The sequence below is a fragment of the Actinoplanes sp. NPDC051343 genome (genome assembly GCF_044455125.1).
GTDB lineage: Bacteria > Actinomycetota > Actinomycetes > Mycobacteriales > Micromonosporaceae > Actinoplanes.
This window is the reverse complement of sequence record NZ_JBITEL010000001.1, coordinates 33,419-52,998: the sequence shown is the minus strand read 5'-3', so window position 1 is coordinate 52,998 and position 19,580 is coordinate 33,419. Positions and strand designations below refer to the sequence as shown.

The following is a 19,580-nucleotide window of genomic DNA, read 5'->3' as shown; positions in this document are numbered from 1 at the left end:
GGGGTGTGACCTGGCGACTGTGGCGCAGGGGGGTGGCAGAGCCGGACGGGTCCTTCCGACGGCTCACTGGGCATGCCATCGGCTGGCTCTACATCGCGTCGGCCGCCGTCGTCATCGGGTACGCACCGACTGTCGGGTCCGCTCGCCGGATCCTGGCGGTGTTACTCGGACTCGGCGCCGCGACCATGGTGTGCGGCGCCGTCATGTTGTGGCTGCCGTGGCACCGGTGGCAACGTAGGTGGCAGATCCTGGCCATCCCGCCGTCGTTGGCCATCAGCGGGTTCGGCAATTGGATGGACCCCAACCCATATCTGGCCAGCATCTCCTTCTTCGTCCTCGCGGTGTGGGCAGGTACCGCGCTGCGCCGGGGTACCGTCCTCGCGCTCAGCCCGCTGTTCCTGGCGGCATACTGGCTTCCGCTGGCAATCGTGGCGCACACGCCGCGGCTCGCGTCCTCGGCCGTAACCTGCACCGTCATCTGTGTTGTCACTGGCGAGTGCTTGGCGTGGCTGACCGCGCGCCTGCACGAATTGCAGGCACGGCTTCGCGAGCACGACGAACGCCGATTCCAGGCCCTGGTCGCTGCGTCGTCGGATACCACGATTCTGTTCGACCCCCAAGGCCGTACCACCTACGTCAGCCCTTCGGCGCAACGCATGCTTGGCCGGCCGGCCGAGGCCCTCCAGGGGCGAACCGCCCAGGCCGTGATCGCGGATCATGTTCACCCCGACGACGCATCGACCGTGGGCAGGGCGATACGGCTGCTATCAGTCGGGCGCGGCTCGACCAAGATGATGCGGTTCCGCGTCCAGCACACCGACGGCACCGTGCACGACATCGAGGGCGTAGGCCGCAACCTCCTCGCCGATGAGGCGGTCAACGGCATACTGATTAACCTCCGTGATGTCAGCGACCGAGTCGCGTTGGAACGCGCCGAGCGGCATCGGGCGACGCATGACGCCCTTACCGACCTACCCAACCGTGAGCTACTTACCGACACCATCACCACCTGGTGCAACCAGGCCGACGACGGCCGGCTCGATGCCTCGTTGGTGTTCCTGGATCTCGACCGGTTCAAGGCGGTCAACGACCGTTGGGGCCATCCCATCGGTGACGAGCTACTGTGCGCCGTCGCCTCCCGGCTCAGCGCGATCGTTCGCAGCGAAGACCTCGTGTGTCGCGTCGGTGCGGACGAATTCGTCATCGCCCTGGCCAGCCCCGAGCACTCCGCACTGGCCGAATCGCTCGCTGTCCGTCTGCTGGACGCATTCTGCGAGCCCTTCAGCCTGTCCGTCGGCGACATCGAGATCACACCGTCGATCGGGATCGCGGAGTCCTCCGGGCCCGCCGACGCACTGGACCTCATCCGTGACGCCGACACCGCGATGTACAGAGCAAAAGGCTCGGGCCGCAACGGCTACGCCGTGTTCACTGAGGCCATGCGCGATCAGGCCCGCCGCCGCGCCGACTTGGAGCAAGCTCTGCGCGGGGCCCTGAAACTGGGGGAGCTGTCGGTGCAGTACCAACCGATCATCGACCTGCTCACCGGCGAGCTGACCGGTTTCGAGGCGCTGATGCGCTGGAACCATCCCGAGTTGGGCATGATCTCGCCGCTGGAGTTCATCCCCATCGCAGAGGACACCGGCCTGATCGTGGCATCGGGTGCCTGGCTCCTGGAAGAGGCTGCGACCCAACTCGCGCAGTGGCGCACCGAACGCCCCGACGGAGCACCCCAGTTGCACATGTCAGTCAACGTCTCGGTCCGGCAGCTGCGCAACGCCGCGCTCGTCGACGTCGTCCGCGGCGTCCTGCAGCGCACCGGGCTGCCCGCAGACGCACTCTGGCTCGAACTCACCGAGTCCGGTGTCTTCGACGACCTCGAACTCTCCCTCGCAACCCTGCGCGCACTGCGCGGCCTCGGCGTGGTGCTCTGCATCGACGACTTCGGCACCGGGTACTCATCCCTGACGTACCTGAGGCAGTTCCCGGCCAGCATCGTCAAGATCGACCGGTCGTTCGTGTCCGGCATCGGCATCAACCCCGACGATGAGGCCATCGTCCGCACAGTCATCGCGATGGCGCACGCCCTCGGCCAGCAGGTCGTCGCTGAGGGCATCGAGACCGCCGAGCACCAGGACTGGCTGCGCGGCCACGGGTGCGATTTCGGGCAGGGCTACCTCTACAGCCCTCCGCGGCCGGCGCAGGTACAGCGGTCCTGGATTCTCAACCAGCAGACCATTACCAGCTAAGACCGCATCTCGTTACGGGTTGTTGCTGGTCAGTAGGTTCAGGCGACGGGCTCGGCGGTAGCAGATCAGAGCGGAGGCGAGGTGCAGGAATCCGGCGAAGTGAGAAGCCTTGCGGTCGTAGCGGCGGGCCAGACGCCGGAACCAGCTCCCGGCAGAATCTACAAGCTCGACGATCCGGCGGCCGGGTTGAGCGCCGAAGGGCTTACCACACGCGGGTACGCAGCCGGCGTCCGCGACGATCGGCGTTATACCTGAGGAAGCGCTGGTATGACGACCCGGCGCTCCGCGTTCCGGCCGGCATCGGTGAGCAGGTGAGGTCTGGAGCGCGCCTTCGGCGCCGCTATGTAGGCGAGGTGAGTCGCCGCCGACGAGGCCGCGACAGGACAGCAAGCTCCGGCTCGGTCTGCAACGACGGCACGTCATCTTCGATGTCCGCGAGGGTTTGATGTCGCGGGTACACCTGACCGTCAGGATCAGCCGTCGGGGTTTCAGCCGGCGCTCGTCACGTGGGGCGGCGCCGCCGTCAGCGTCGCGCCTGAACCAGCCCCCTACTAGCGCAGACCTCGACCTAGACGTGCGGCTGCAAACCAACGCGTAATGCCTGGCTCGTCCGGCGGCGGGTCATCCCGCGGCCGACGGCCTGATCGGTATTGTCTTACCACCACCCTATGTGTACTGTCACGAATCGATCGGTCTGTATGCGGTGCCTTCGGGGGTGGTGAGCATGCCGGTGTTGATACGCCGCGTTCATAGATCGCCTAACGATTTTCAGCGGCGCCAGAGCCTGAGGGCCGGGCGACCTGGGACGATGCCTTGGTCGACCTTCTGGCGGCCGCGTGGAACACGGCTCTCGCTTTGTCGGCAATCGATAAGGACGCCGATTTCTTCCGACCCGGCGGGACATCTTTGATGGCGACCAGGTTGATCGGCGACATCAAAGGACAGATCAGAACGCCGTTGTCGCTGGGAACTTTTCGGTAATCGCACTCCAGCCCGGCGAGCGTGACTGCGGTAATTTTGTGTTGGTCGATTTGATCCTGGCTCAGTTGCCGCGGCTCCTCGCCGGCCGTGGTGACGAGAGCCAGCTGGAAGGTGTCTGAGTCTTGGCCACGATCGACGTGTCTCCGCCCGCCGAACGGAACGCCCCGCCCGGCGGCAAGTTGTCGCAGTACAACTGGATCGGCGGCTCGCTCGGCTGGGTGTGGCTGGTCATCATCATGCTACCGATCTACTGGATGGTCATCACCAGCCTCAAGACGTCGTCGAACTACTTCGACACCAACGCGCTGCTTCCGCCCAGAAACCCGACGCTCGACAACTACCGGCTGGTCATTCAGAGCCACATCGTGCGCTACTTCTTGAACGGCGTCATCGTCACGTTGGGTGCGGTGGTTCCGGCGGTGGCGATCTCGTTCATGGCGGCGTATGCGATCGTTCGCGGTGTCGGCAACCGCTGGCTCCGCGCGGTGAACTCGCTGTTCCTGACGGGTCTGGCGATCCCGCTCCAGGCGGTGATCATCCCGATCTATCTGATCATCATCCGGCTCGACCTGTACGACACCCTGCTGGCGATCGTCCTGCCGTCGATCTCGTTCGCGATCCCGCTGTCCGTCCTCGTGCTGTCGAACTTCATTCGGGACGTGCCGCGGGAGCTTTTCGAGTCGATGCGCATCGACGGCGCCAGCGAGTGGGGCACGCTGTGGCGGCTGGTGTTCCCGCTGACCCGGCCGGCCCTGATCACAGTCGCCGTCTACAACGGCATCGGCATCTGGAACGGCCTTCTGCTCCCGCTGGTGTTGACCCAGAGCCCCGGCCGACGCACCGTTCCCTTGGCGCTGGCCGACTTCCAGGGCCAGGCCAACGTCAACCTCGCGGCGGTCACGCTGACCCTTCTCCCGATCATCATCCTGTACGCGATCGGGCGTCGGCAGCTGCAGAACGGTCTCACCGCCGGCTTCAGCAAGTGACTTGCGGGAGGCATCCGGAGAGCGTGCCAAGCATCTTCGAGCGGCGCCGCACGCCCGGTCGCCTCGAGCGCGGGCCGACCGGCTCGGAGGTCCAGCCGTGGGAAATCCCGTACGCGTAGGCGGTCCCGTGGGCGGCCAGGCGCTCCAGGCGTGCCTCAAGAACATCGGCGCCGCCCTGTCCGACCTGCGACACCTGTGCTGCGTGACGTCCACCGGATACCTCACTCCCGGGCTCAGCGCGCGCATCATCAAGGATCTCGGCATCGACCCGCACTGCAGTCGCTCCGACATCGTCGGGATGGGCTGCAACGCCGGGCTCAACGCGCTCAACGTCGTCGCCGGCTGGTCCGCGGCGCATCCGGGCGAACTCGGCGTGGTGCTCTGCACCGAGGCGTGTTCGGCCGCCTACGCCCTCGACGGAACCATGCGAACCGCGGTCGTCAACAGCCTCTCCGGCGACGGCGCGGCGGCTCTCCGCGACGACGCGCGTTCCCGCGGCGAATTCCTCGCCGCGGCCGGATTGGGCGGTCGCTGATCGCTCGTCCAAATGTGCGCGACCGCCGGTTGAACAGGTTGTTCCATCGACGCGGGCCGTATATTATTCGGCCGAATAAAGGGAGGACCCCTTGTCCGGGAAAAATGTCGCGACGTCGTCCTCGATACGTAAGTCGGAATTGCATTCGAGCCTTTCCGATCCGGTCCTGGACACGATGAACTTCCTCAACGAGATCACCCTTCGCTATCCCGGAGCCATCTCGTTCGCGCCGGGCCGGCCGTACGACGGGTTCTTCGAGACCGAACAGGTTCTCGCTCATCTGCGCCGCTATCTCGACCACCTGACCGACCACGGCGCCTCGCCCGCGCAGGTGCGCACCGCGGTCTATCAATACGGTCCGACCGCCGGTCAGATCCGCGAGATCATCGCCGACTCGCTGCGCCGGGACGAGGGGATCGACGTGCCGCCCGAGTCGATCGTGGTCACGGTCGGCGCGCAGGAGGCGATGATGCTTGTCGTCCGGGCGCTGATCCGCGATCCGGACGACGTCCTGCTGGTGTCCAGCCCCTGCTACGTCGGCATCACCGGGGTGGCCCGGCTGCTCGACGTGACGCTGGGCGCGGTGGCCGAGACGACAGACGGCTTCTCCCTGGCCAATCTCGAGGCGGCGATCCGGGCTGAGCGCGCCGCGGGTCGGCGCCCGCGGGCGTTCTACCTGGTGCCCGACCACGCCAACCCGTCCGGCTCGACTCTGCCCGGCCCGGTCCGCGCCCAGTTGCTGGAGCTGGCCGCCCGCGAGCACCTGCTGATCCTGGAGGACACCCCGTACCGCCTGGTCAGCCCGGGCGAACCGGTGCCGACCCTCAAGGCCCTGGACCGCCATCGCTCGGTGGTGCACCTCGGCTCGTACTCCAAGACACTCTTCCCCGGCGCCCGGGTCGGCTTCGCCGTCGCCGACCAGCCGGTAACCGGCGACGACGGCCGGGTCGGGCTGCTCGCCGACGAGCTCTCGAAGATCAAGAGCATGGTGACGGTCAACACCTCGTCGCTCAGTCAGGCGGTGGTGGCGGGCGCGTTGCTGGCCGTCGACGGGCGGCTCTCCGAGCTGAACGCCAAGGCGGCGGTCCACTACGGCGACGCGATGCGGCGGGTGCTCGATCGGCTCGCCGAGCGGCTGCCCGAATCCCGCCGCGCCGAGCTGGGCGTGCGCTGGCACGAACCGAGCGGCGGGTTCTTCCTCGGCCTGACCGTCGGGTTCGAGGCCGACGACGCGGCGCTCACCCGGGCGGCCGAGGAGTTCGGCGTCATCTGGACACCGATGCGCTACTTCCATCCGGACGACGGCGGCCGCCGCGCCCTGCGGCTCTCGGTCAGCTACCTGTCGCCCGAGGAGATCGACGAGGGCATCACCCGGCTGGTCGCCTTCATCGAGTCCGAGACCAGCCACCGAGACCTGGAGCCGTGATCATGGAGATTCGCACCGTCGACCACCTGGAGTTCTTCGCCGAGGACGCCGAGGAGGCCGCCGCCCGGCTCTGCACCGGTTTCGGATTCACCGTCCAGGGCCGGGGAGAGCTCAGCGACCACGTCTCCCTCCTGCTGCGCCAGCACGACATCACTCTGCTGGTCACCTCGCCGCTCACCGCCACGCATCGGGCGTACGACTATCTCGCCCGGCACGGCGAGGGGATCGCCGTGGTCGGCCTGGCGGTCGACGACGCCGCCGCGGCGTTCGCCGAGGCAGTCGAGCGCGGCGCCGCGCCGCTGGCGCCCCCGCGCACTCTCGACCCCGATGGCTCCCCGGTCACCTTCGCCGCGGTGGACGGGTTCGGTGACGTCGAGCACCGGTTCACCTCTCGCCGCAACCCGTCCGGCCCGTTCGCGCCGGGGGTGATCACCGAGCGCCGGCAGCCCGCCGCCGGCCTGCTGCGCGAGGTGGACCACCTGGCGGTGTGCCTGCCGGCCGGCGAGCTGGACGGTGCCATCCGCCGTTACCGGGAAGTCTTCGACCTCGAACAGACCTTCGAGGAGGAGATCATCGTCGGCTCTCAGGCGATGCATTCCAAGGTGGTGCAGAGCGCGTCCCGTGGCCTCACCTTCACCATCCTCGAACCGGACACCAGCCGCGACCCCGGTCAGATCGACGCCTTCGTCGAGGCCAACGAGGGCGCCGGGGTGCAACACGTCGCGTTCCGCACCGAGGACATCGTGGCCGGTGTCCGTGCCTGCGGGGCCGGCGGCGTACCGTTCCTGTCCACTCCCGGCGAGTACTACGCGGCGCTGCCGGGCCGGCTCGGCCAAGTCGGTGTTCCGGTGGAGCGGTTGCGCGAGCTCAGCATCCTGGCCGACCGTGACTTCGCCGGGGTCATGCTGCAGATCTTCACGGCCTCGACCCACCCCCGGCGCACCCTCTTCTGGGAACTGATCGAGCGGCGCGGCGCGCGGACCTTCGGCAGCAACAACATCAAGGCGCTGTACGAGGCGGTCGAGCGCGAGCAGGCGGCCGCTCAGGCCTGAGCCTCAACCGGACGCGGTGCCGGCGGACCGTACGGTGCGCAGGCGCCGCGCCTCGGCGACGGTGCCGCATCCGGCCAGTCCCATCGCGTCGCGCAGCTCCGCCGCGAACAGGTCGAGCACCTGGCGCGCACCGTCCGTGCCCCCCGCCGCCAGACCCCACATCATCGGCCGCCCGGCCAGCACCCCGGCCGCGCCGAGTGCCAGCGCCCGCAACACGTCGATGCCACCGCGGATGCCGCTGTCGAGCAGCACCTCACACCGCCCGTCCACGGCCGCCACCACCTCGGCCAGCACGTCAGCGCTCGGCACCGCACCGTCCAGTTGCCGGCCCCCGTGGTTGCTCACCACCACCGCGTCCACTCCGGACCCGGCCGCGCGCCGGGCGTCCTCGGCGGCCAGCACACCCTTGAGCACCACGGGAAGCCGGGTGTGTTCGCGCAGCGCTGCGATCGACGCCCAGGTCAGCGCCGGCGAGAACGTCTGGCTGGTGTGGGCCGCGACCGCCGACGCGCCGGATCGCTTCCGGTGGGCGGTGTCGCTGGTGTCCAGGTTGGCGGCGCGGACCTCGGCGGGTAGCGCGAACCCGTTGCGGAGGTCACGCAGCCGGCGGCCCATCCACGGCACGTCGACGGTGACCACGACGGCCCGGCAGCCCGCGTCCTCGGCCCGGCGCACCAGGTCCAGCACCGCGGCGGTGTCCCGCAGCCAGTAGACCTGGAACCACACCGTCCCGCCGACCGCGGCGATCTGCTCGATCGGGACACTGCTGAGCGTGCTCGCGACGAACGGCACCCCGGCGTCGGCGGCGGCCCGGGCGGTCGCCGTCTCGCCGTCGGGGTGCAGCAACCGCTGATACGCCACCGGCGCGACCGCCACGGGCTGCGCCACCGGACAGCCGAGCAGTGTCGATCCGGTGTCGCACGTGGACACGTCCCGCAGTACCCGCGGCACCACGAAAACCCGGTCCAGCGCGGCTCGATTGGCGTCCAGGGTGGTCTCCCGGCCGGCCCCGCCGGCGACGAAATCCCGTACGGCGGAGGGCAGCACCGCGGCGGCGGCGCGTTCGACGTCGGCGATGCTGGTGAAGTCCATCCGGCCTCCTGTTCGCGTCGCCCGGACTGTAGTCGGGGGCGGCGTTGATGGCGAACATCGGCTGAACATGGTGCGGTGTCATCGAGAGGCGGTGGTTCTGCGATGGTTCGCAGTCTGCTCGTGGTCGGAACGGGTCTGGTCGGCACCTCGGTCGCGCTCGCCGCCCGGCGTGCCGGGACCACGGTCTTCCTCGCCGACCACGACGCCACGGCGGTCCGGGTGGCCGAGGCGCTCGGCGCCGGCGTGGCCGGGACACCACCCGGCCCGGTCGACCTCGCGCTGATCGCGGTGCCGCCGGCCCAGGTCGGCCCGGTGCTGCGGGACGTGCAGCGGCACCGGTCGGCCCACAGCTACACCGACGTGGCCGGGGTCAAGGGCGAGCCGGAACGCGACGTCCTGCGGCTGGCTCGGATCCGGCCGCGTACGTCGGCGGGCATCCGATGGCCGGCCGGGAGCGGTCCGGCCCGATGGCCGCCACGGCCGACCTGTTCACCGGCAAGACCTGGGTGCTCACCCCGTCCGCGCGCACCGGCGCCGCGGCCCTGGCGAGCGCCACCGCGCTGGCCGAGATCTGCGGCGCGGTGCCGGTGCGGGCTGGCCAGCGGGGCGCACGACGCGTTGGTCGCGCTGACCTCGCACGTGCCGCACCTGATGGCCGCCCTCACCGCGGCGCGCCTGCGGGAGGGCCCGGCCGGAACGGAGACGCTCACCGGCCAGGGCGTCCGCGACGTCACCCGGGTGGCGGCCGGTGACCCCACACTGTGGACCGACGTCGTCCGGTCGAACGCGCCGGCCGTCGCCGCCGTGCTCCGCGACGTGCACGACGACCTGACCCTTCTGCTGGCCACGGTCGAGGCGCTGGCGACCCCGACGCCGGCCGCCGCGCCGGACCACCGGGCCGAGGCCGCTCGTGCGGTCACCGGGCTGCTGGCCCGCGGGGTGGACGGCGCGTCCCGGATCCGGCCGCCGTCCGCCGGCGCCCGGTTGCGAGTGGACCTCGACCACGGCCCCGGCGGCCTGCGCCGGCTGCTGCACGACGCCGCGCCGTACGGTGTCGCCCCGGACCGCACCGGCACCGCCCTCGACCGCGACGGCAATCTGGTGGTCCACCTCGAGGTGCCGGCGGCCGCGCTCGTGGCCGCGGCCGCCGGGCTCGCCACCGCCGGCTGGCCGGTCACCCCGGTGGGCGCGAACCGTGCCTGAGCGGTTCCAGAGGGGCCTCCGGCAGCGTCCGGGTCAACCGATCGGCACCTCGGTATGACGCCGGCCGCGGTGCGCGGGGCCACGGTCGGGTGTCGGCGCCGGCCGAGGTCATGTTGCCGGTCTCCTCGTAGCCGTAGCGACGCTCGACCATGGTGCCCGGCCCGTGGTCGCGGACCCGGAGCCGACCGGCGCATCCCGACAGCGTGCCCGGGCTGGACGCGATCCTCGAGACCGAGTCCGGCGAACGAGTGATTGCCGCGTTACGTCGCCGTCTCGATCTCGGCACGGATCGTCGCGAAGTCCGGGCTGACCGCCTTCACGTGTTTGGTGTACCAGACGAGGACGCCGATCGCGTCCGGGTCGGCCCAGACGCAGACGGCCATCTGGTGGTTCGAGTCGCCGGCCTCACGGCACTTCACCATCCCGCCCTGGGGGCCGGGCGGGATGCTCGTCGCATCCGATGTCCAGGTCAGGTCGAGCTCGCGGAACAAGAAGTCCACGGCGGACTTCGGCTCCTCGATCGATCCCCGGGCCGCGGTCATCAGCACGATGTCGTCCGTGCCGTCGTGGCCGTACAGACCGCCCACGGCGTTGTCGGCACCCGTGACGATCTGCCGAGCTGTGTCCTGCGCTAGCACGGGCGTGCCTCGACCTGTCCCTGGACAGTCCGGACGGCACCGATCGCCGAGCGGGACGCGACGACGCGTACGAAGCCTTGCGGACGCTCGTCGAGACGATCGAAACAGCCTGACCGCCGCACGGACGACCTCGCCTAACCAACAGTCAGCGCGCCTCGGCCCCGGGCGGTGCTATCCCCGGCCGCCCGCGGTTGCCGCCACCTGCCACGCCCGACAGCCATCTATCCAGCTCAATGAATGCGGTGTGACTGGGCAGCGTAGTTGGCGGTTGATGTTGAGCCGGGCGCGCACGCGTTCCTGTGGTTGGGGCAAGGTTCTTGGCGGCGGTTGGGCGTGGATGTTGACGGTTCGGTACATCTGGGCTAGATGAATCGCGGCCGGGAAGTCCCGAGGCGTAGGCCCGAATGCTGTCCTCGGTGCAGAAACGGAGGAATGTCTGTATTTGGCAGGACAAGCATTCGACGCCATTGGCGGTACACCCCGACCCGACCCTGATGTCACCCCGACGTCACGCGGGTGGTGGCACCGCGACAGCGCGTTGCGGCGTAGTGTTCGACTGTGTCCACATCGGCCGGATAGACTCTTCGCGTCGTACCTGCGGGGAGGCGGGATGTCCGGACTCATGCGCCGTCACAGTGCCATCGCGATAACGTTGACGTTAGCCTTGGCCGGGTGCACGGCTTCACCTGCGCGGCCTGCCCCGACCGCGATGAGCGCGCCGCCCGGTCCGACATTGCAGGGGCGCATTGTCGTTTTCAGCCCCGACGACCACACGATCCGCCGAGTCACCGGTAGCGGGCCGGACACTACGATCACCGCGGACGCAGTCGTCGCCGACCTGTCCCCGGACCGCAAGACGCTGGCGTACGTCAAACAAGACACCCAGCTGGTCCTGCGTAATCTGGCCAGCGGCGCCGAGCAGACGATCACCATCAGCGCCGACCACGCCGGGTTGAACGTCGCACCCGGTTGCCTGCATTGGTCGCCCGACGGTAGGCGGCTGGACTTCATCGCCGTGCAGGACGGCGGGCTCTACGTGACCACGCCCGCGGGCGTTGCGACCCGGGTGGACGCGCCCAAACATGCGACGTACGTGCAGAGTAACGGCAAGTTCATCTTCGGACCGCCCGATCCCGGCGCGCCGACCTTCGCCGCCACCTCGCAGCTGACCTGCGGCCAATGGCTGGACACGCGTCGGCTGGTCTTCGACCGGGTAGCGAAGATGCCGAGTGTGATCACCGTCGAGCAGGGCAAGCCGGCCGAGGTGCCACCCGACACGACCACCGTCGCCATCCTCGCCCCGATACGGCTGATCGACTCGCCGCAGCGGTGGGTGGTCCACGACCGCTGCGGCACCCGCATCCTGTCCCGGCTCTACAAGGACGCCAGCATCACCGAGTACACCGAGTACGTCCTGGACACGACAAAGCTGGGCGACGGTGATCTGGCGCGGCCGGGCGCCGTGGCCCCGGCGAGCGGCAAACTGCCGACGGTGGAGGACAACGCTTTCATCGCTGACTCCTGCGACGTGCTGGTGATCGACGCCTGCGACCACAGCACCGACGAGAGGTGTGTCACCAAGCGGTACAGCTCGCGTACCGGCGTCGTCCAGGATCTGTCCTCCTACGACCTGCACAGGGGCTTGGTCTCACCCCACCTCGTTGCCCCCGGCACGGCCGCTTGGAATCCGGCCGGCACCCAGTTCGCGACCGTCGGCGAAGGGTCCGTATACCTCAATGACCTTGGCACCGGCGCCTCGACGCTCGTCCCCGGCGACCGTGGCGGCGGTTACCGCCAGATACTCGGCTGGCTGCCCGACTGACAGAACATCCGACCCGGCCGACGCCGCACCTTTCCAGCGAGGTGCACCGCCCCGATCGGATCTGCCAGCCACCGGAGACGCCGAACCTGGTAGCACAGACTTTCCATCGACGCAGGCCGGATCTGGAACACCGCCCGAAGGACAAGGACAACATGCAGCGACCCACAGCCATAGGCTCGCCCCATGGGGAGGCGGTCCGAGATGACGGGGAATGCTGAGCGGGCGCTGTTTCCCATTGGCCTTGGGTATGAACACCCGCTTGACGCGAGCGGGTGAACGACCGGGAGGTGCGATGGGTCATCAGCTAAATCCGGACACCGCCGTCCCCGCACGGGCGGTGACTCGACTTAGTCGACGGACGCTCGCGACCACTCCCGCAGAGGGACCGCGCTCATGCTTGACACGGAACTGGTTGCCGTCACCCCGGAACGGTTGACCGCAACAACAGTCGCCATGGTGTCAGCCACCGTTCCCGCAACGCGGCATGGCAGACATCGACAGCTCAGGGACCGTCCTGGCACAGGTGGTCAGGAGCACGTTGCTGGGTCGAAGCGCTCCTGACCAGCGGCAGCCTACTCGGCGAGGTGCTTCCAGCGCGGTTGATCATGCCGTGTCCGCTGGGCGGAAATGCCGGGTCTACGTCGCGGCGTGGACGAGGTAGAGCGGCGCCGGCGAGCGAGGGATCTCGCTGTTGCCGGTCGAACCGATCCCGTCCGCTCCACTGACCGTCAACTAGCGTGCTCAACCGCCATCTAACGTGCCCAGTCTCATGCGGTAAGGGGTCATGACAAAGGCCCCGACATAGGGGTAGGGAATTCGGCGGTAGTGGGCGCCGCCGTAGCCACGTGCCGGCGCGGGCGAACACGGCGTCGACGCCGCCCGGGCCCAAGGCTACCGTGGCATCAGGAACCTTCGCCGAGATGTCGGCCACCCCGGCACGCGGGTCGAACGCGGCACCCTCACCCTGGTGCCGGCCTCCGGTGACCTCCAGCCCGGCCGCACCGGCACGGCCGACTACGTTCTCGTCACATCCTCCCGTCCGGCGGCGAACCCTCGACACCCCCTCACCCCGCCGGCGACGGCCCCGGGCGGTGGTCAAGGCGACGGGGGAGTCCTGCCCGTCACGGGTACGCGGACAGCAACGCTCGCGGCGGTGGGCGGAGGCCTGTTGGTGACGGCCTCATCGGGTACGCGACGGCCCGCAGACGCAGGAGCCGCGTCATCGCCTAGCCCGGCGGTCGAGAGACACCGTCCGGATCGCGGTGTTCGCACGCGTCGCCGCGGCGGAACGTGGCGGTCACCTGTCGGCGCGTTCCCTCAGGGCGCCCAAACGCTCTTCGGGCGAAAGGCGTCGAGGTCGGCGATCCCGGTGTTTCCACTTACCTGGAAAGGGCCTCCGAGGCAATCGTCATTGGCGAACATCGCTGCCGATCGCGAGTTGGTGTTGATGACCGAACGCGCCCGCTCGCCCCAGCCCTGATTGACCAGGCTCACGCAGATGCCGCCGCCGGACAACGTGATCCGTTGGCCGGTATAGCGAGTGCCGTCGAACAGGCACAGAGTGTTCGTGAATGGGCACTCGCCGACCGCGAGCGCATCGACGCCTCCCGCGCGCGCCGGAGCAGCCTGACCGATAGTTGCCACGCCGATCAGGGCGGCAGCCACGAACGGTGTTACGAGCCGGCGGATGAACACTGACATGCGAACGTCTCCTCAATGTGAACGGACGAAATAACAGCTCGGGTCATCGGACCGGATCCCGGGACAGCACCTTCCGTCCCGAGTCCTTCGGCCGCATCGATGGCAGACGGGTGTAACGGCCCCGGGGCCGCTCGGGCGGGCAGGGGTCCCGCGAAGGTGCCTTCGAATCATTCATGCCATCCACGCCCTTCGCCAAGGCATGCACCGACGTCGATGTATTGAGCACGCCACAATGGAGTGTGCGCGGCTCGCCGACCGGACAACCGTTCTCTGTGGCGCGGTCGCGGCCACGATTGTGCTGAAGGACGTTTCATGGCCGGCCCCAGCGGCGTGCCGATCGGTCTGGACTACGGCCTGCGCCTGGTCGATCACGCACCAATGCGCACCCGGAGCGGCCGCCGAGCGGATCTGATTCAGGGGACGCTTCCCGGCCGGGTCGGCGCCCACAGCGGTACGGGCGACGTGAGCGTTCGCACGAAGCGTCAGTGGAGGCTCAGGATCCGTTCGAGAACCGCCGCGATGCCGTCGTCATCGTGGACCGAACGTGCGGCTGCAAACCGACGCGTAATGCTCGGCTCGTCCGACGGTCGGTCATCCCGCGGCCGGCGGCCTGATCGGTATTGTCTTACCACCACCCTATATGTACTGTCACAAATCGATCGCTCTGTATGTGGCGCCTTCGGGGGTGGTGAGCATGCCGGTGTTGATGCGACGTGCTCGTGATCGCCTGAAGATTTTCAGCGGCGCCGGCGCCTACGGGCGGGGCGACCTGTGACGACGCCTTGGCCGACCTTCCGGCGGCCGCGTGGAAGGTCGCTGAGGGTGCTTTTCGGTAATCCCACTCCGGCCCGGCGAGCGTGACTGCGGTAATTCTGGTGTTGGTCGATTTGATCCCGGCTCAGTTGTCGCGGCTCCTCGCCGGCCGTGGTGACGGTAGTCGGCTGGAAGGTGTCTGAGTCTTGGCCACGGTCGACGTGTCTTCGCCCGCCGAGCGGAACGCCTCGTCCGTCCGCAAGGTGTTGCAGTACAACTGGATCGTCCCGGATGAAGTTCGAGAGCACCAGGACGGACACCGAGTGGGGCACGCTGTGGCGGCTGGTGTTCCCGCTGACCCGGCCGGCCCTGATCACGGTCGCCGTCTACAACGGCATCGGCATCTGGAACGGCTTTCTGCTCCCGCTGGTGTTGACCCAGAGCCCCGGCCTGCGCACCGTCCCCTTGGCGCTGGCCGACTTCCAGGGCCAGGCCAGCATCATCCTCGCGGCGGTCACGCTGACCCTTCTCCCGATCGTCATTCTGTACGCGATCGGGCGTCGGCAGTTGCAGAGCGGTCTCACCGCCGGCTTCAGCAAGTGACTTGCGGGAGGCATCCGGAGAGCGTGCCAAGCATCTTCGAGCGGCGCCGCACGCCCGGTCGCCTCGAGCGCGGGCCGACCGGCTCGGACGTCCAGCCGTGCGAAATCCCGTACGCGTCGGCGGTCCCGTCTTTTGTACGCCGGTGAGCTCGTCCCCGAGTCCTCCGAGGCGCTCGCCCTCGTCGCGTACGGCTGACAGGCCGAGATCGCGGAGGCGCACGGAGCCACGCCGCGACGCCCGGATGGTGACGGCGACGCTCGCCTGAAGGGTCGCTCCACTGTTCATCTGAGTCGTCGTACGCAGTTGAACAGACCCGGCCCGGGACGTCGGTATGTGGGAATCAACGATCTCTGGGAATGGTGTTATGGCTGGTGGGGTGGTGTATCGATCTTGGTGCGAAGACGGACCATTGCGGTATATGCCAGCTAATAGGACATACTGGTTGCCGTACGAAGATCCCGTCCAGTTCTTCATCGACTATGGTGACTGGAATCCGGCTCCGCGCGGTTCGAGCTATCAAGCCGGTCCTTTCAAGGTAAGGGTGAGATTAGAGCTCTTTATTGTGGCTTAATCACGGGGGAATCGCTTTGGCAGTCACAGAGGCTTCGCATATTCATGGGCTCGCTTTCCTTCAGGGGTGTTGCGAGCAGGTGCAGACGTCTTCGGTCGCGATGGTGCCGATCAGTTCGGTGGTGGTGTCGGCTACGCCGCGTTCCGGTGGTGAGGATGCCGAGCATGTGCGGCTGCTCGCCGAGGTGCTGGCTGATCTGCCGCCGATCGTGGTGCATGCCGAGACGATGCAGCTGATCGATGGTTTGCATCGGTTGCGGGCGGCGGTGTCGTTGGGGTGGACGGAGATCCGTGTCCGGTATTTCCACGGCCGGGTGGAGGAGGCGTATCTGCTGTCGGTCGCGATGAACGTGACGCATGGTCTGCCGTTGTCGTCGGTGGATCGGGTGGCGGCGGCGCGGCGGATTTTCGAGTCGTATCCGTCGTGGTCGGATCGGGCGGTCGCGGCCGCGGTGGGGTTGTCGCCGCGGAAGGTGTTGCAGGTGCGTCGGAGTCTGGCGGGGCCGGTCGCGCAGCAGGAACGCCGGGTCGGTCGGGACGGTAAGGTCCGGCCGATCAACGGTGCTTCGGGCCGGGAGCGGGCGGGGGAACTGATCCGGCAGAACCCGGACGCGTCGTTACGGGCGATCGCCCGGCAGGCCGGGGTCGCGCCGGCCACGGTGGCCGACGTACGTGACCGGATGCGGCGCGGGGCGCAGCCGGTGCTGCAGCCGCGGGACCGTTCCCCGCAGCCGCCGCGGGCCGGCAGCGGCGCTCAGGTGCCCGCGCAGCGGACCCCGGATGAGTTGTTCGCGGCGTTGCGCAGTCTGCAGAACGATCCGTCGTTGCGGTTCAACGAGGTGGGCCGGCTGGTCCTTCGGATGTTGCAGACCTGCGCGGTGGCGATTCGGGAACAGGAAAGCATCCTGGCGACCGTGCCCGCGCATTGCACGAACCAGGTGTCCGACCTGCTGATCGGCTACGCCGACGTGTGGCGCACCTTCGCCGTCGAGCTACGGAACAAAAGCGCGGTGGCGTGAGCCCGTCGCCCTCCGGCTGGTCAGGTGCGCGGCCCGTCGACCATCAGGGACGTTTATCGCTGTCCGACGATGAGCCGGCCGGCTACGTTCCTGGGTGCTCCAGGGTGAGTGTGGCGGCGCAGGTCCGCCAACGCTTATGTTGCGGCCATGTCCTTACCGGATTGCGAAGTCGGTCAATGGATCGAGTGTCAGCGTGACGACCGTGCACCCAGGCGGCATCCGTACCCGACTCGCGGAGAACGCACTGGTCGGCGACAAGGTGCGACAGACGAGATCGAGCCGAACCGCAAGCCCGTTCGCCCCGGCTGCTGAGGACAAGGCCGCGGAACAGATGCTGCGCGCGGTCGCGAAGCGCAAAGCTCGTGTACTCATCACGGCCAACGCGAAGGTGGCCGATCTGCAAGTCCGGCTCATGCCGGTCGGTTACGCGCGCATCGTGCGCGCCCTGAGTTCGCCACGCGGGGCAAGCACCACGAGCAGGCACGAGGTGGTCCGATGAACTACGTCGACGTTCCGGATCCCGTATCCGCTATCACAGACTGGTGACCCCGTCGCACCGCTGGCCCTGCTTCCGGCCCGACGACGTTGCTCGTGCTGGCCGGCGGCGTGTGGCCAGTCTTGACGCTCTCGGCGAGCACCGACCGGCGCATTCTATGGGATACCTCCTTCAGCGCGAGGGCGCGCATAACGATTAAGGCGGGATATTCCTCGAAGGCACCATGCGGAGTGCGTTACTACACGCTGACGGGTGGCGCGACAACACCCGCATGCCCTTGTCGAGGGTGACCTCTGACTACGAAACAGTCGACCGCCGCAAAGCATTAAGCGTACGTCTAGCCGCGTCAATTCAGCGGCTCGCTCGTCCCTCAAACCGGAGGCAAGGTCAGGTTGGAAAGGATCGGCACTACTGCCAGGCCAGGTTCGACATCATTCCCTTGAACTGAGGGGCCTCGGATTGTTGACGAAACTATGGGACCACATTGATCCTGATGAACGTGGCCGACCGAAGCGGGACCCCCATCCAAACGCACCAGCTATTCCGGGTCCAGCCCGAAGAAACCTACCTGACGTTCCTTTCTGCGTTGTGGATGCGCGGGTGCGCGGCGGCGTTCGGTGATGCTCGTGCGAGCACCGGTCACGCCGCCCTGCTCGACCTGCTCCGCCCCTGGGCGGAGCGGCCGATACCCGCAAACTGTGAGCGCCCGTCGTTCGTCTCCGCCGACGGGTTCCCGGCCGAACTGTCGTTCAGTTGGCGCGGCGGGCGACCGGAGGTGCGTACCCTGTTCGAGCCGGCAACCGCTGCAGACTCCGCTTACCGCGCTCAGCAGCAAGGGCGCGCGCTGGTCCGGGGTCTGGCTGGCCGTCCCGGGGTCGCGATCGACCGGTATCTGGCCATCGAAAATCTGTTCACCGCGGCTGACCCCCACCCGCATCGGTCGGGAGTGTGGCTGTCGCTCGCGGTACAGCCGGCCATCGACCCGCAGTACAAGGTGTACCTCAACCCGTGGATCGGCGGTGACGCGTGGGCGGTCGTCGCGGATATGATGCACAGGCTTGGGTTAGGGGTTCCCTGGCAGGTGGTGTCCGGACGGAGAGCGGAGCTGGTAGCCGCAGGCGCCGACCTGGACTACGTGGCGCTCGACCTCGGCGCGGATCCGCGTGCCCGAGTAAAGGTGTACTTCCGGCACCGGTTCGGTGGTGTCGACGGCATAAATCAGGTAGCTGGTTTGGCCTCTCTGCACGACCCGCACCGGGCAGCTGCCGCTATGCGGCTCGTGTACGGCGCCTCGGCCGGCGACCCAGGCAACGAACCTATGACCGGCCTGGCATTCCGTTCCGGCGACCGTCTTCCGGGAGAGGCCAACCTGTACCTGCGTCTGCCGGGCTCAGCGGAGACCGACCAGGCCGCTGCCGATCGGATTGTCACGGTGATGGAAGGCGAACAGGTCGGTGCGGATGCGTTCCGCCGTGTCCTTGCTGCTTTGGCCCCGCGAGATCCGCATCAAACGTCTGGTCTGGTCGAACTGCTGAGTTTCCGCACCCGGGGATCGGCGGCCACCGACATCGGGGTCTACTTCCGTCTCCCGGTTCACGTGCCGGTACCTGACGAGAATGGCCACGTCCGGGCCGGACACGGCTTCCCGCCGGTTCCCGCCGCAGTGACCGCCTCACCCTCGTGATCCTACGATTCCGTGGAGGCGAGTCCCGTCGCAAAGGTCGGACGGCCGCCGGTCTTACAGTTCTGTTCCCGAGTAGCCGAGGACGGCGTGCCGCCGTGGCGTCCTTCCGCAGCATCCGGTGTGGACAGGAGCACAGATTGAGCGGCGAGAGAACGTTGCCGTCGTCGCCGTCGGCCGGCTCAATGGGCTGCTGGACGAAACGCACCGGCAGGACACCGGGAAGCAGTCGAGAGACCCGCAGTTCATCGACCAGGTTCGCGAGGTCGTCGGCCGCTACCTCGACCGTCCCGAATGTCTCCGTCAAACCCGGTGCGCCGTTGGACGTCGTCGTCCGGCGCGACCACGCCACGAACTCGGTTAGCTCACCGTCGGACAACGTCACCGCGGCAGCAATCGGACTAGGCATCAGCCCTAGCCACTGGACAGCAATTGATGACTCAGGGCACTGGTCGGCGTTGAGGGCGGTGGCGATGCCGGCCAGGCGGGTCTTCAGGTGGCCGGCTTCGTTCGGGGTCGGCGACATCCACTGTGGAGATCGGTGGTGGCGATCGCGGCGCCAGGACGTCGACGATCGCGCTGGACCGTGCTGTTCAGCTGCAGCAGTACGACGTGAACACCTGTGGTGCCGCACGGCTGGCGGCTGAAGACCCTTCCCGGGAAATTGCCAGGGCGAGTTCCGCGCCTTACGGTGGCATTCCCACGATCGGCGCGGCTCCGGCTCGCCGGGTGGTCAGGCGCGGCGACCCGGCGTCCGCCTTCACCCAACTGCA

Annotated in this window: 15 protein-coding genes and 2 pseudogenes; 14 read left to right on the top strand and 3 right to left on the bottom strand. The window is 68.2% G+C overall.

What is annotated here, in order from left to right; genetic code table 11:
* Positions 1-32 precede the first annotated feature (32 nt).
* The 6 genes from ACIA5C_RS00150 to hppD all read left to right on the top strand — a co-directional run bounded on the left by ACIA5C_RS00150 (position 33) and on the right by hppD (position 7,229).
* Positions 33-2,249, top strand: a complete 2,217-nt coding sequence (locus tag ACIA5C_RS00150) for a putative bifunctional diguanylate cyclase/phosphodiesterase (protein ID WP_396049631.1) — start codon at positions 33-35, stop codon at positions 2,247-2,249.
* Between the two features lie 813 nt (positions 2,250-3,062).
* Entirely contained in the window at positions 3,063-3,230 is a 168-nt protein-coding gene (locus ACIA5C_RS00145; protein ID WP_396049630.1) for a phosphopantetheine-binding protein, read from the top strand.
* 122 nt (positions 3,231-3,352) lie between these two features.
* A complete protein-coding gene (locus ACIA5C_RS00140) occupies positions 3,353-4,216 on the top strand; it encodes a carbohydrate ABC transporter permease (protein ID WP_396049628.1) in 864 nt (287 codons plus the stop codon).
* Between the two features lie 127 nt (positions 4,217-4,343).
* On the top strand, positions 4,344-4,751 hold the full coding sequence (locus ACIA5C_RS00135; RefSeq protein ID WP_396049626.1) for a hypothetical protein: 408 nt from the start codon (positions 4,344-4,346) through the stop codon (positions 4,749-4,751).
* Positions 4,752-4,842: 91 nt separating this feature from the next.
* Complete coding sequence (locus tag ACIA5C_RS00130) at positions 4,843-6,177, top strand: PLP-dependent aminotransferase family protein (protein ID WP_396049624.1); 1,335 nt, start codon at positions 4,843-4,845, stop codon at positions 6,175-6,177.
* A gap of 2 nt (positions 6,178-6,179) precedes the next feature.
* Positions 6,180-7,229, top strand: coding sequence for a 4-hydroxyphenylpyruvate dioxygenase (gene hppD, locus ACIA5C_RS00125; protein WP_396049623.1), 1,050 nt, complete (start codon positions 6,180-6,182; stop codon positions 7,227-7,229).
* Between the two features lie 3 nt (positions 7,230-7,232).
* Here the strand turns inward: hppD and ACIA5C_RS00120 are convergent, their stop codons facing one another.
* A complete protein-coding gene (locus ACIA5C_RS00120) occupies positions 7,233-8,321 on the bottom strand; it encodes an alpha-hydroxy acid oxidase (RefSeq protein WP_396049621.1) in 1,089 nt (362 codons plus the stop codon).
* A gap of 102 nt (positions 8,322-8,423) precedes the next feature.
* On the opposite strand from ACIA5C_RS00120, the pseudogene ACIA5C_RS00115 reads away from it, so the two are divergent.
* From ACIA5C_RS00115 to ACIA5C_RS00105, 3 genes and pseudogenes are all read left to right on the top strand, one after another.
* Positions 8,424-8,711 (top strand): annotated as a pseudogene (locus ACIA5C_RS00115) (prephenate dehydrogenase/arogenate dehydrogenase family protein); the annotation flags it as partial.
* A gap of 50 nt (positions 8,712-8,761) precedes the next feature.
* Positions 8,762-8,845, top strand: a pseudogene (locus ACIA5C_RS00110) (prephenate dehydrogenase/arogenate dehydrogenase family protein); the annotation flags it as partial.
* A 94-nt stretch (positions 8,846-8,939) separates the two neighbouring features.
* The gene (locus tag ACIA5C_RS00105; protein ID WP_396051975.1) at positions 8,940-9,524 is read left to right on the top strand and encodes a prephenate dehydrogenase dimerization domain-containing protein; all 585 of its coding nucleotides are present in this window, start codon (positions 8,940-8,942) and stop codon (positions 9,522-9,524) included.
* A gap of 260 nt (positions 9,525-9,784) precedes the next feature.
* Here the strand turns inward: ACIA5C_RS00105 and ACIA5C_RS00100 are convergent, their stop codons facing one another.
* The gene (locus ACIA5C_RS00100; RefSeq protein WP_396049619.1) at positions 9,785-10,162 is read right to left on the bottom strand and encodes a hypothetical protein; all 378 of its coding nucleotides are present in this window, start codon (positions 10,160-10,162) and stop codon (positions 9,785-9,787) included.
* A gap of 709 nt (positions 10,163-10,871) precedes the next feature.
* On the opposite strand from ACIA5C_RS00100, the gene ACIA5C_RS00095 reads away from it, so the two are divergent.
* Complete coding sequence (locus ACIA5C_RS00095; protein WP_396049618.1) at positions 10,872-11,984, top strand: TolB family protein; 1,113 nt, start codon at positions 10,872-10,874, stop codon at positions 11,982-11,984.
* 1,317 nt (positions 11,985-13,301) lie between these two features.
* Here the strand turns inward: ACIA5C_RS00095 and ACIA5C_RS00090 are convergent.
* The gene (locus ACIA5C_RS00090) at positions 13,302-13,685 is read right to left on the bottom strand and encodes a peptidase inhibitor family I36 protein (RefSeq protein ID WP_396049616.1); all 384 of its coding nucleotides are present in this window, start codon (positions 13,683-13,685) and stop codon (positions 13,302-13,304) included.
* A 1,044-nt stretch (positions 13,686-14,729) separates the two neighbouring features.
* Here ACIA5C_RS00090 and ACIA5C_RS00085 point away from each other — a divergent pair.
* The 4 genes from ACIA5C_RS00085 (at position 14,730) to ACIA5C_RS00070 (ending at position 18,810) form a co-directional block, all read left to right on the top strand.
* On the top strand, positions 14,730-15,041 hold the full coding sequence (locus ACIA5C_RS00085; RefSeq protein ID WP_396049615.1) for an ABC transporter permease subunit: 312 nt from the start codon (positions 14,730-14,732) through the stop codon (positions 15,039-15,041).
* A gap of 650 nt (positions 15,042-15,691) precedes the next feature.
* A complete protein-coding gene (locus ACIA5C_RS00080; protein ID WP_396049614.1) occupies positions 15,692-16,630 on the top strand; it encodes a ParB/RepB/Spo0J family partition protein in 939 nt (312 codons plus the stop codon).
* A 193-nt stretch (positions 16,631-16,823) separates the two neighbouring features.
* Positions 16,824-17,129 carry a hypothetical protein gene (locus tag ACIA5C_RS00075; protein WP_396049613.1) on the top strand — a complete coding sequence of 102 codons (306 nt, stop codon included), beginning with the start codon at positions 16,824-16,826 and terminating at the stop codon, positions 17,127-17,129.
* A gap of 490 nt (positions 17,130-17,619) precedes the next feature.
* Positions 17,620-18,810, top strand: a complete 1,191-nt coding sequence (locus tag ACIA5C_RS00070) for a tryptophan dimethylallyltransferase family protein (RefSeq protein ID WP_396049611.1) — start codon at positions 17,620-17,622, stop codon at positions 18,808-18,810.
* Positions 18,811-19,580: the final 770 nt, after the last annotated feature.